This window comes from Flavobacterium sp. YO12, assembly GCF_004119495.1.
GTDB lineage: Bacteria > Bacteroidota > Bacteroidia > Flavobacteriales > Flavobacteriaceae > Flavobacterium.
This window is the reverse complement of record NZ_NRQU01000008.1, coordinates 57,341-70,195: the sequence shown is the minus strand read 5'-3', so window position 1 is coordinate 70,195 and position 12,855 is coordinate 57,341. Positions and strand designations below refer to the sequence as shown.

Here is a 12,855-nt window from a genome sequence, read left to right as displayed (position 1 = left end):
CAAATGAAATCAAAACGCATCGTATTTAAACAACATCTCTCTTAAAATCATTTGTTTTTTAAATACATTTTTTAATCTCTACAATATCTATAGGATAATTATAAAATTGTTGTTACTTTAGCGCCAAATTTTTTTTAGTTATGGATTTTCAAATAGGCCTTGTAATTGCAGGTTTAGTCGTTGGCTTTATTGTAGGACTAACTGGCGTTGGAGGCGGCTCTTTAATGACTCCAATTTTATTATACTTTGGCATTCCGCCAACTAAGGCTGTTGGAACCGATTTGCTCTACGCTGCTTTTACTAAAGCCGGTGGTATATTTGTTCACAACAAAAAAGGCAATATCAACTGGAAAATTACTGGCTGGCTTACTTTAGGAAGTGTTCCCGCTGCTTTAGTCACTTTATGGATATTAAACAGCATTAAAACAGATATTGAAACTATCAATCGCGTAATTAAGTATAGTTTAGGCTGGGCATTATTATTTACCTCGATAGCTATTATATTCAAAAAGAAACTTTTAAATTTCTCTCAAAAACATGCGGGAGATAAGTTTCACAGCGAAAGCACCACTCAAAACATGCTTACAATCGGCATCGGAATATTATTAGGAGCTACTGTAACTTTAACTTCTATTGGAGCTGGTGCATTAGGAACTGTAACTTTGTTTTTTCTTTATCCGCTCTTGCCTACACCTCGTTTAGTAGGAACCGAAATTGCGCATGCTGTACCTTTAACACTTGTTGCAGGTCTTGGTCATGCTTCGATGGGAAATTTAGATTTAGCTTTATTAGGTCAGTTATTATTGGGATCACTTCCTGGAATATATATAGGAAGCAGTCTAAGTGGAAAAGTTCCTGATGCATTTCTTAGAAATTCGATCGCAGTAATGCTTTTCCTTGCAGGATATAAACTTATTTTTTAGTAGATCAAAGGGTTACAATAAAAAATGACCATTTCATATTTCTGAAATGGTCATTTTTATTTTTATAATAAATCATTAAAATGCAATATCGGCTAATGAATTACTTTCTAATATTTTAAGTGTATTATCTCTCACTTCTGTCATTAAACGACGTGCAGCACAGGAATCTTCATCGTCGCAATCGTCGCATTTTTCATAAAAATTATGACTCGCACATGGCAGCAATGCAATTGGACCTTCAAGAATACGGTACACTTTTGCCATACTAATATCTTTTGGATCTTTGATTAAATAATAACCTCCGCCCTTTCCTTTTTTAGCACCCAAGAAACCTGAATTTCTAAGAAGCAATAAAATACTTTCTAGAAATTTAATCGAAATATGTTCGCTTTTCGCAATTTCAGCGATTTGTACAGGTTCGTTGTTCTCGCGTCTGGCCAAATAAGTTAAAGCTTTAATTCCGTATTTTGTTTTCTTTGAAAGCATTTTTATATTTTAGATTATAGACCGCTCCTTTTTAGATTCTCACTAAAATAAACAATCTTAATAGTTTTTCTGCAACAAAAATAGACTTTTTGAACGAGAATACTAACAGAATAGAAAACTATATTCTACCAAAATAGTATAGTTTTATTGATTTACTTCTTGAACTCCTATTAAATTGAATTCATGAAATGATTTCACCTCTTCATCTAGTGCTTTTTTACTTACCACATAGGTTCCTGAAATTGAATCATGCCATCCTCTAGAGCCTCCTAAAAAAGTAAGTGCATCAAAAGGAATTAAACGGCAAAAACTTCTTTTTACAATAGTTCCAAAATCAGGTTTCTGACCATTTTCATCTACGACAATACTTCCTGTAATGTATTTTCCTATTGTTCTGCCTAATAATCCTTCCATAGCGATATAATAAATTAAAGAGACAATAATAGCAATAAGATTCCATCCTAAATCACCTAAACCGTTCATCCAGTCTGACAATGCAGTAACATCAAGTAAGGCCGAAAGAACACCAATTACTGCTCCAATAAGGATTAAAATGACAAAAAAAGCTAAAAGATCAATAACATAATGTAAAAAACGTGCTCCAGCTGACACTAATAATTTATCATCTAAAACGTAAGTAGAATTGCTCATGTGTAATGTGGTTTAGTAGTTGATTATTAATAACTTTTGATTTTGTAATTAACAAAAGTATACTTTTTACTGACATCACAAAAAAAAGAAAGACGATTTTTAACAGTAATTATTTTACAGTTAAAAATCGTCTTTCTTTTTGTATTCTAAAATCAAGATTTTAGTCAAGCGCTTGCTTTAAATCGGCAATTACATCTTCTACCGTTTCTAAACCAACTGAAACACGCACTAAACCCTGCGTAATTCCAACTGCTAATTGATCTGCTTCAGATAATTTGCTGTGTGTTGTTGATGCTGGATGAGTTACAATTGATCTAGTATCTCCAATATTAGCAGATAATGAACAAAGTTTTATTGAATTCAGGAATTTTCTTCCCGCTTCAATTCCACCTTTAATTTCAAAAGCAATAATATTTCCGCCCGCTTTCATTTGCTTTTTGGCAATTTCGTATTGCGGATGCGATTTCAAGAACGGATATTTTACGCTATTCACATTTGGATGACTTTCTAAAAACTCAGCTACTTTCAATGCATTTTCACAGTGTCTGTCTACACGAACTGCCAATGTTTCTAAACTTTTTGAAAGAACCCACGCATTAAACGGTGATAAGGCCGGTCCTGTATTTCTTGAAAACAAATAAATCTGCCTGATTAAATCTTCATTTCCAACCGTAATTCCACCTAAAACACGTCCTTGTCCGTCAATTAATTTTGTAGCAGAATGTATTACCAAATGTGCTCCAAATTTAATTGGCTGCTGTAAATATGGTGTTGCAAAACAGTTGTCGATAATTAAAATCAGATTGTGTTTTTTGGCAATATCACCCAACAATTGCAAATCGATTACATCAACTCCAGGATTTGTTGGTGACTCAGCATATAATATTTTTGTATTTGGTTTAATGAAACTTTCAATTGTTTCCGGCTTATTGATTTCGAAATAAGAAGTTTCGATATTCCATTTTGGAAAATAAGTCATAAACAAAGCGTGAGTAGATCCAAAAACACTGCTTGCAGAAACGATATGATCGCCTGAATTTAATAATGCAGCAAATGTAGAATATACCGCTGCCATTCCGGTTGCGAATGCATAACCAGATTCAGCACCTTCCATTTTACAAACTTTCTCTACAAATTCTGTAGTATTCGGATTGCTGAAACGGCTGTAAATATTTCTTTCTTTTTCTTCTGTAAAAGAAGCTCTCATATCTTCGGCATCTTCAAATACAAAGCTTGACGATAAGTATAATGGCACCGAATGCTCTAGATACTGAGATCTTTCTAATTGTGTTCTTATGGCTTGTGTTTCAAAACCAAATTCTTCTGTATTCATTGTGTTGTTTTGTTGTTTTGTTGTTTTGTTTAAAGTTTCAGGTTATTACTGAACTCAAAATTCAAACTGTTTAGAGAAATTATCAAATTCTCCAATTGACTAATTATCTAATTCTATAAAGCTTCGTTGTTCAAGACAACTTTATACTTAATTGTTGCTGTTGGTTCTACCGTTTTGGCTACAGAACAGTATTTCTCAAAAGAAAGCTGTGCTGCTTTTTTAGCTTTTTCGGGATTGATATCGCCTTCTAAATAAAAAACGACATCAATTTCTTTAAAAGGTTTTGCTTCGCCAATTTGCACACGCTCACCTTCAACCTCAGCATTAAAAGATGTAATTTCCTGACGTTGTTTCTTTAAAATCGAAATCATATCAATCGCACTGCATCCAGCGACGCCCATTAAAACTAATTCCATTGGACTAGCTCCTAAATCGCTTCCGCCAAATTCGGCTCTGCTGTCAACATCAACTATGTGACCTCTTTCATTTTTTAATTTAAAATGAAACGCGTCATTTACTCTGTTTAACGTTACTTTCATGGTATTTTTCTTTTTTTATTCTATATCAAAATCAATATTTCTTGCTTCTAAAACATTGATTTTACTTTCTATATCTATATGAAAACAATTGCTAAATAAAATCGCAAAACCTACTATCCATATTATAAAAATAATCCAAGTAGCTTCTTTTGCTGTAAATCTAGGTTCATTATTTTCGTCAACCCCTTTTATCACAAAAGGAAGTATGCCAAAAACTACAATAAATGAATTCCATAATATTGTAAAAATTAATAAACCAGTAATTGAATCATTCATTCCTGGAACGATCACGCTTTCTTCGTTATTTGAAGGATTCACGTAAACCAAGACTTTTTTACTGTTTTCTAATTTAGAATACAATCCGTCATGATCATCAATATTGTTCATACCATAACCAAATGCAATTCTTTTTCCTGAATACTTTTTCCCTTCAATAACATAAAGATACCTAACAATAACTTCATGCGATATTGTACCTTTATTTGAATGGGAAGTAATATCTGTTTTTTCAATATTAGCAGAAACTGGAGTCCATCCTTTAGCTTGTACAGCTTTAAAAATATTATACGAACTAAACAATAAAGTTCCCAATCCTACCAATAAAAAGGGAATAATGAATACTAATCCACAACCCCAATTTTTTAAAAACTTTTTAATATTTGTTAAATTTAATATTTACGTCTAAAAATAAATACGGATCTTAAATCACTTGTCTCTTTTATCTAATTTACTCCAATATTCTAATACCTGTTTTTTAGAATCTGCCTCTAATGATTTAAAATTATCCGAGAATTTATTTGTCTTAAAATCATCAGAAATACTTGACTCAATGGTATAGAACTGATCTTTTTGTGAAAAAATCAAATGAACTGACTGCTGTTTGAAAGCGGCATCATACAATCCATAAATAAAAAGAGCGTCAACACTTTTATCTTTATTATAATCACCAAAAGCTTTTCGGCTTCCCCAAGCTGAAATGATTCCGTTGTGGTTAACTTCAAGAACAGCTTTTACAATCCATTTATCATTGACTTTTGTAAATCTTTGAAAATACATTTTGTCAGGATTGGCATTTTTTTCAATTTTCGAAAAAATAAAGACATTGTCTTCCTTTCCTACAACACTAACTTCATCTATTTGAATTGCTCGAACTCCTTTGTAAGGAAAAATTTCTTGTGTATAACTGTCTTTATTTCTGATAACATTAGAAATCTGAGCGGTCAAAATATTTGAGAAAAGCAGTAAAATCAGTAATTTTTTCATTCAATAAATATACATTAATTGGCTTTTAATAAATCTAAATCTGCACTCTAAAATCAAATTATCCTTTATCAGACAATCTCAAAATATCTCCAAAAACTCCTCTTGCTGTTACAGCAGAACCTGCACCGGCTCCTTGAATAACGATTGGACGATCTCCGTATGATTCTGTATAAATTTCGAAGAAAGAATCTGAACCTTTCAATCCGCCCAAAGCTGTATCTGAAGGAACTGAAACTAATTTTACTTCTAGATTTCCTTTATCGTTTTGCAAATCTCCAGACAATTCACCAATGTATCTTAATACATGATTTGGTTTCTGATCGGCTTTTATTTTGTCGTAAATCGGATCGAATTCTTTTAGTTTCGTTAAGAAATCAGCAACATTTCCTTCGCGTAAATGTTCTGGAATTAAATTTTGAATTGCGATTTCTTCGAACTCATTTTGTAAATCTAATTCTCTTGCCAAGATCAATAATTTTCTTCCTACGTCATTTCCGCATAAATCTTCACGCGGATCTGGCTCTGTATATCCGTTATCAATTGCTTCTTTCAGAATTTCGCTGAACGGAACATCTTTTGCAGAGAAATTATTAAACAAATAACTTAATGTTCCTGAGAAAACTCCTTTTATTTTTGTGATGTTTTCTCCAGAAAGGTGCAATAATTTAATTGTGTCAATTAATGGTAATCCTGCACCAACATTGGTTTCATACAAATAATTCTTTTGATTTTCGGCTAAAGCTTTTCTTAATTCTTTATAGAAACCATAACTCAATGTATTAGCTACTTTATTAGACGAAATCAAATCGAAACTGTTTTCGACAAGCGGAATATAGTTTTCGACAAAACTTGCACTTGCAGTATTATCAATTGCAATTAGATTCTCCAAATGATGCTCATTTGCATAAGTGATAATATCGTTTATGGTGTAGTTTTCTCCTTTTGTCTGAATTTCATTTTTCCAGTCTGAATTTACGCCATTTTTATTTAAAAGTACTTTTTTAGAATTTGCAATTGCAAAAACATTCAATTTAACATCTTTGCGTTTTTCGATTGCTGATGCTGATTCTAAAATCTGATTAATTAAAGTTCCTCCTACTAAACCGTGACCGATAATAGCAATATTGATTTTTTTGGAAACTCCAAAAATCTCACCATGAATTACGTTCAACGCTTTATTAAGTTCTGATTTTTTGACAACCAAACTTACGTTTTTACCTGTAACGGTATTGTTGAATAATATTGGAACTATTTTGTTTTTTATTAAAGCAGTGTAAGGTTTGTGAAAAGTACTTAAGTCCTGCCCAATAATCGAAATTACCGAAACATTATCTGTTACTGTAATCTGATTTACATCTTTTGAATAAAAGTCGTTTTCGAATTCTTTTTCTAATTCAACTACAGCTGTTGTCGCTTTATCAGTAGCAACAACAAGTCCAATTCCTCTTTCTGAAGAACCTTGCGAAATAATACTGACGCTTATATTATGATCGCCCATTACTTTAAAAATTCTGGCATCAACTCCAGATTTTCCAAGCAATCCTCGTCCTTCAAGATTTACTAACGAAACGTTTTCTAAAACAGAAAGTGTTTTAATTCCTTCTTTGGCAGAATCCGAAGTAATTAATGTACCGCGATTTTCGTGGTTGAATGTATTTAAAATACGAAGCGGAATATTTTTTTCTAATAATGGAATAATTGTTTTGGCATGCAGAATAGTGGCTCCAAAATTTGCCAGCTCATTTGCTTCGTTAAACGATAAATATTCTATTTTCTTAGCATCGGCAACTAAATCTGGATTTGCAGTGTAAATACCGTCTACGTGCGTGAAATTTTGAAGTTCCTCGGCATTTAGATAGTTTGCAATTAACGAAGCGGTGTAATTGCTTCCGTTTCTTCCTAGAGTTGTTGTGTCGTTATTGTTGTTTGAACCTATGAAACCTGTTACAATATTAACAGTTGAACCATTATGTTCTTTGAAATAATTAATCACATTTTTCTTTGAAAGCTGCTCTAAAGGCTGAGCATCTCCAAATTTCGAATCGGTTTTAAGCAAATCTCTTGTATCAACGAAGTTGGCAGGAATTCCTTTTTCAAGCAAAATAGCCGTCAATAATTTAGCCGAAAGCAATTCTCCTTTAGACAAAATTTGATCTTTAATTTTTTTGCTGTAATCTCCAATTAAGCTTACACCTTCAAAAAGCTTATCCAAAACATTAAATTCTTCAGATAAATCTACTTGCGGATAATCTGATATTTGATATTTCTTAAAATTCTCTAATAGTTCTTTATAGCTTCCGTTTTTGGCAGCGATGCTTAAAATAAATTCTAACTCGTCTGTTGCGTTTCCACGAGCTGATACCACTACAGCAATATTTTCGCCTTGACTTACTTTATCAGAAATGATTGAAACAACTTTATTAAGTCCTTCTCCGTTTGATAATGATTTACCTCCAAATTTTAATACTTTCATTTTATTTTGCTATTGTTTCTGCCTTAAAAATATCGGCAAGTAAATGATCTAATTGTTTGTACTCTATTAAAAAAGCGTCATGTCCGTGAACAGAATCTATTTCGCTGTAGGTGACATTTTCTTTAAACTTTTTTAATTCATTATAGGTTTCCAGATTTTCTTTTGGTGTAAAAAACAAATCTGAGTTGATGGCCACGATATGAATCGCTGCTTTTGTTTTAGACATTAAAGTTTCAAAATCTTCCCTGTTTCTTGCAATATCGATGGTTTTAAGCAGCTGATTCATCAGTTTATATGATGACAATTGGTATCTCTGCTGCAGTTTTTTACCATGATGCGCCAGCCAGCTTTCTATATTAAAAATCAAGAGATCTTGATTGATGGTGCGTTGAAATTTTTCTTTGAATGATTCTGGAGAGCGGTAACACAACATTGCATGGATTCTGGCATCTTCTATGGGTTTTGAAGAATTGTTCAGGATTTGCTCTTGCAGATAGCAATTTGCGATCATCCAGTCTGTCGATTTCCAATCAGTTGCTATCGGAATTAAATGTTCGGTGATATTTGGTTCCAGAGCCAAAATTTCCCAAGCAATTCCTCCTCCAACAGAACCGCCTATTATTGTAAATACCTGCTCAATATTTAAAGCTTCAAGTCCTTTTATAAAAATTCGTGCAATGTCTCTAGTGGTAAAGTCTTGATAGTTTTCGATTATAAACGAATCGTTTCCGTTTCCTGGAACATTAAATGCCAAAACGGTGTACTTGTTGGTGTCGATTGTTTTTTCTTCACCCACTAAATCATTCCACCATCCATTTTTTCCTGTAACCTGCGCATTTCCGGTTAAGGCATGATTTACCAAAACTATAGGCGCGGTATGCAAAGGTCTGCCAGAAAGCGTAAAGCTTAATGGTAAGGATGAATAAAGTGCACCACTTTCTGTGATGAAATCTTGAATTATAATGGGATTGGGTCTATTTTCCAATTTCAAATCTTTTTATTTTTGATTTGTATGTGGAAATATTAGAAAGAAAGTCTAGAGTGAAACTAGAAAAATTCTTGTTGTTATCTTTCCACGTTTGGGCGTGGTAGAATGCAGCACCTTCTTCGATTTAACGAAGGGTTGCTAAGGATTCATCGGGTCTAATCCCTCGTCCTTTCTTTATAACATTTTCAATACGTTTTTGAACTTAAAGGTGCAAATTAACTACTAATTTCTTAAACAAGCAAATTTTATCGAAATTGATTCTGCAATTTCTTAAACATAATTCAACAAAACTATTGTACGCAAAAAATTACCGAACAAACTGCCCAGTAAGTTTATGCAGGTTTTACCCTATTTTATAACACTTTTTGATTTAGATAAAAAGCGTTTCATTTTCTTTTGAATACATCAAAAACAATAATGAGTTCGGATCTTTTTTCTCCGTTTTTTTATCTGCCTCGTTTATACCGAATCTTGGGTGTACCAATTCATTTGTCGGCGGCGGCAAATTGTTTCTTTTTGTTCTTATGCTTTTCAATGTTCTTGTTAAGTAGTTTAATGTGCTCATGATATTTAAGTTTAAGTTAGTTTGCGTTTTATAATCTTTACTTTTTCTTTAATTCTTTGTTATGGTAACCAAATGGAATAAAAAAACCCTTTTGGGTTTTTAATACCAAAAGGGTTTAAGTTTTATTAGAACTTATATATACTTTTAGTATCAACAGACGCATACACAAATACGTGCGACATTGAACATCTTGTTCATCTGTAGTGACTTATTCATTTGCGATTTGACTGTTATTTTAAAAAATTCTTGCATTTGTTTGTTTTTATAAGCTTCTCGAAACTGCTGAAAATACTTCTATTGATTTTAAAATTTATTCAGCGGCTTTAACCGACGTGCATAACTATTATTTAGATTGCTAACTTATTGTATTTGATAGTATTTAGGGTCATACAAATGTGCGAATATTTTTTCAATATCGCAAGTATTTCAAAAGAAAAAAATCTTAAAAAACGTTAAAAAACAACCTTTTATCGTTAAAAAACACCCTACAAAATTGTGTTTTCATTATTTACAGGTTTAATCTTACAAAAAATTAACTAACTTTTCTGTTTCAATCTATCAAAGAACTAGCTCCTAACATTAACTTCACCTACAGCCAAACGGCTTCTTTGTTTTTAATTTTCTCTGATACTTTCAAAATATCTGTAATTATACCTCTGGAAATTGCTTGTCTGCATGGGGCTGCACTTTGTATTACAATTGGGGTATTTGAATAGGATTCTGTATAAATTTCAAAAATGGTATCAGAACCTTTTAACTGTCCTATTGCAGATGTTATGGGTTCTGAAATTAATTTTACTTCTAATATGTTTTTTTCAACATCATATTCACCAACATATCGTAAAACATGATTTTCTGCCTGAGCAATTTTTTCTATTCTAAAGGATTTGTCGATTGCTTCTCTATTAAGAACTCCATTTTTCTCTAGATGTTCTTCTTTTATAAGCGGGTCAATCTTTATATCTGAGAGTTCAAATTCTTTTCCTATTTCCCTAGTTAAAATCAACAGTTTTCCTGCCGTATCATTTCCTGACAAATTTTCTTTAAAGGTAGAACGCATTAATCCTAACAAACCTGCATCTTTTAAAATGGAAGAGAATGAATTATCTTCTGTCGAAAATCTATTAAACACATAACTAAGGTTATCTGAAAATACGCCTCGAATTTTCGTGATTTTTTCTCCTGAATAATAAAGATCTCTTAATGTCTGTAAAACCGGAAAACCAGTATCAACTGAGGTTTCGTATAAAAACTCTTTATCATACTTTTTAAGATTTTCTCTAATTTGTTTGTAAAGATCTATTGAGAGCGTATTTGCTTTTTTATTTACGGCAACAATATTAAATCCGTTTTCGATCAATGTATTATAATGACCAATAAGTTCATCGCTTGCTGTAGCATCTACGGCAATTAAATTCTCAAATTCATTTTCTTTTGCAAATTCGACAATATCTTCAACTCTAAAAGGAACTGCCAATTCTCTAAAATTGGTTTCCCAAGCATATCCAACGCCTTCTTTCTCGAAAAAGGCAACTGTAGAATTGGTAATAATTGGAAAATGAAAGTCGATATTTTTACTCTTAAGGAAAAATTCCTGACTTTCTATAATCTGATTGATTAAAGTGCTTCCTATATTTCCTATTCCAAATAGAATAATATTTATTTTAAGCTTTGACATAATTTTTAGTGTTTTAAAACTATAAAGAGATTTTATTATAAAAAATCACCTCTAGCAGAACTCACGCTGCTAAAGGCAATTTTTCAAACAAAAAACAAAAAAACCTAATTTTTACTGATATTGTACTGCGTTTTAGCTACGTTTTCAAACACCGATTTTAAATCGGCAATCAAATCCTCAATATCTTCTATTCCAACAGAAAGTCGGATTAAATCTTTTGAAACTCCCGTCGATAATTGATCTTCTTCAGACAATTGCTGGTGCGTTGTACTTGCTGGATGAATAATCAATGATTTTGTATCTCCAATATTTGCCAGAAGCGAGAACAGTTTCGTTTCGTCAACTACTTTTTTTGCCGCTTCAAAACCTCCTTTTAATCCAAAAGTAACAACACCGCTTTGTCCTTGCGGCAAATACTGCTGTGATAAATCATAATATTTACTTGATTTTAAACCTGGATAATTTACCCACACAACCTCATCTTGTTTCTCTAACCATTCGGCTAAAGCCAAAGCATTTTCGCTGTGTTTTTTTATTCGAATTGGCAGCGTTTCTAATCCTTGAATAATTTGAAAGGCATTGAACGGACTCAATGCTGCTCCAAAATCACGCAATCCTTCGATTCTTGCTTTTGCTATAAAAGCTGCATTTCCTAAGGCTTCGTGGTACACTAATCCGTGGTATCCAGCAGAAGGCTCTGTAAATTCGGGGAATTTTCCGTTAGACCAATCAAAAGTTCCGGCATCAATAATAGCACCGCCTAATGAAGTTCCGTTTCCGGCAATATATTTTGTCAGGGAATGAATCACAATGTTTGCTCCATGCGCAATTGGATTCAACAAATAAGGTGTAGCAACTGTATTGTCTACAATAAAAGGAACTTTGAAGTTTTTGGCTTCGACCGAAATTCCTTTTAAATCTAAAACATCCAATTTTGGATTTCCAAGAGATTCTACAAAAAATGCTCTGGTATTTTCTTTAGCTGCTTTTGTAAAGTTTTCTGGTTTTGAAGGATCTACAAAAGTTGTTGTAATTCCTAAACGCGGTAATGTTACACTTAATAAATTATAAGTTCCGCCATACAAACTATTTGAAGCTACAATGTGATCGCCGGCTTTTAGCAATGTCAGCAAGGCTGTAGAAATTGCCGATGCTCCCGAAGCTGTTACAACAGCTCCAATTCCGCCTTCAAGTGTCGCTAAACGCTGCTCTAAAACATCGTTTGTTGGGTTGTTTAATCTTGTATAGATAAATCCTGCTTCGGCAAGACCAAATAAATTGGCGGCATGATCTGAATTATTAAATACATATGATGATGTTTGATAAATTGGCACTGCTCTTGTTCCTGCGTTTTTAGTAACATCGTGTCCTGCGTGTAATGCGTTTGTTGCAAATTTTTGTGTACTCATGATTTCTTAGTTTTTTAGGTATTGTTAATACTATTATATATTGTTATTTGATTTTGAAATTGTAATTTAAATAAAAAGATCTTCATCTTCTAGATCATACATTTGAAACAGCAGTGATTTTTGACTTTTTATATTCTGCTCTGTATTTATTCTTACAACTTCTTTTGTTATCTCTTCTGATATGCTATTGTTATTTTGAGAATCGTTTCTCAACAAATATTCTATTGCGATTGAATTTAGTGTTTTCATAATTTTAATTTTAAATGTGTGAATTAAAAAAAAGCCCTTTCGGATGGCGACCAAAAGGGCTTATAGTTCTAACTATAACAAAGATTTTATCTTTCACTTTTGGCAACAGCAAGTTGGGATGCACATTTGCATCATACTACAACACATCATATTTTTTCTTGCTATTGTTTTCATTTTAATTAAAATTTAAGTCTTATTTTAAATTCTACTAATTCGATAGAGTAAATGTAATAAGTATTTATTTAACTACCAAATTAAAAATTGACATTTTATATATTTTTTTCTTCTAGTACTGAAA

Annotated in this window: 13 protein-coding genes and 1 riboswitch; of the genes, 1 reads left to right on the top strand and 12 read right to left on the bottom strand. The window is 32.3% G+C overall.

Annotated elements, in window-relative coordinates; all coding sequences use genetic code 11:
* Positions 1–140: 140 nt before the first annotated feature.
* Entirely contained in the window at positions 141–923 is a 783-nt protein-coding gene (locus BOW55_RS04190) for a sulfite exporter TauE/SafE family protein (RefSeq protein ID WP_129023100.1), read from the top strand.
* A gap of 75 nt (positions 924–998) precedes the next feature.
* On the opposite strand, the gene BOW55_RS04185 is transcribed toward BOW55_RS04190, so the two are convergent.
* The 12 genes from BOW55_RS04185 to BOW55_RS04130 all read right to left on the bottom strand — a co-directional run bounded on the left by BOW55_RS04185 (position 999) and on the right by BOW55_RS04130 (position 12,557).
* Positions 999–1,409, bottom strand: coding sequence for an Rrf2 family transcriptional regulator (locus BOW55_RS04185; RefSeq protein ID WP_089052586.1), 411 nt, complete (start codon positions 1,407–1,409; stop codon positions 999–1,001).
* A gap of 144 nt (positions 1,410–1,553) precedes the next feature.
* Positions 1,554–2,060 (bottom strand): RDD family protein, encoded by a 507-nt coding sequence (locus tag BOW55_RS04180; protein WP_129023099.1) that lies wholly within the window; start codon positions 2,058–2,060, stop codon positions 1,554–1,556.
* 160 nt (positions 2,061–2,220) lie between these two features.
* Entirely contained in the window at positions 2,221–3,393 is a 1,173-nt protein-coding gene (locus tag BOW55_RS04175; protein WP_129023098.1) for a PLP-dependent aspartate aminotransferase family protein, read from the bottom strand.
* 113 nt (positions 3,394–3,506) lie between these two features.
* Positions 3,507–3,932: an OsmC family protein gene (locus BOW55_RS04170; RefSeq protein WP_129023097.1), complete on the bottom strand. Its 426-nt coding sequence runs from the start codon at positions 3,930–3,932 to the stop codon at positions 3,507–3,509.
* A gap of 15 nt (positions 3,933–3,947) precedes the next feature.
* Positions 3,948–4,589 (bottom strand): DUF3592 domain-containing protein, encoded by a 642-nt coding sequence (locus tag BOW55_RS04165; protein ID WP_256371688.1) that lies wholly within the window; start codon positions 4,587–4,589, stop codon positions 3,948–3,950.
* Between the two features lie 48 nt (positions 4,590–4,637).
* Positions 4,638–5,195: a hypothetical protein gene (locus BOW55_RS04160; protein ID WP_129023095.1), complete on the bottom strand. Its 558-nt coding sequence runs from the start codon at positions 5,193–5,195 to the stop codon at positions 4,638–4,640.
* Positions 5,196–5,253: 58 nt separating this feature from the next.
* The gene (gene thrA / locus BOW55_RS04155) at positions 5,254–7,668 is read right to left on the bottom strand and encodes a bifunctional aspartate kinase/homoserine dehydrogenase I (RefSeq protein ID WP_129023094.1); all 2,415 of its coding nucleotides are present in this window, start codon (positions 7,666–7,668) and stop codon (positions 5,254–5,256) included.
* A 1-nt stretch (position 7,669) separates the two neighbouring features.
* On the bottom strand, positions 7,670–8,653 hold the full coding sequence (locus tag BOW55_RS04150) for an alpha/beta fold hydrolase (protein ID WP_241686468.1): 984 nt from the start codon (positions 8,651–8,653) through the stop codon (positions 7,670–7,672).
* Between the two features lie 77 nt (positions 8,654–8,730).
* Positions 8,731–8,839, bottom strand: a riboswitch (SAM riboswitch).
* Between the two features lie 187 nt (positions 8,840–9,026).
* Complete coding sequence (locus tag BOW55_RS04145; protein ID WP_129023092.1) at positions 9,027–9,221, bottom strand: hypothetical protein; 195 nt, start codon at positions 9,219–9,221, stop codon at positions 9,027–9,029.
* A 589-nt stretch (positions 9,222–9,810) separates the two neighbouring features.
* On the bottom strand, positions 9,811–10,899 hold the full coding sequence (locus tag BOW55_RS04140) for an aspartate kinase (RefSeq protein ID WP_129023091.1): 1,089 nt from the start codon (positions 10,897–10,899) through the stop codon (positions 9,811–9,813).
* 104 nt (positions 10,900–11,003) lie between these two features.
* Positions 11,004–12,308 (bottom strand): O-acetylhomoserine aminocarboxypropyltransferase/cysteine synthase family protein, encoded by a 1,305-nt coding sequence (locus BOW55_RS04135; protein WP_089052577.1) that lies wholly within the window; start codon positions 12,306–12,308, stop codon positions 11,004–11,006.
* Between the two features lie 66 nt (positions 12,309–12,374).
* Positions 12,375–12,557 carry a hypothetical protein gene (locus BOW55_RS04130; RefSeq protein ID WP_089057458.1) on the bottom strand — a complete coding sequence of 61 codons (183 nt, stop codon included), beginning with the start codon at positions 12,555–12,557 and terminating at the stop codon, positions 12,375–12,377.
* Between the last annotated feature and the right edge of the window lie 298 nt (positions 12,558–12,855).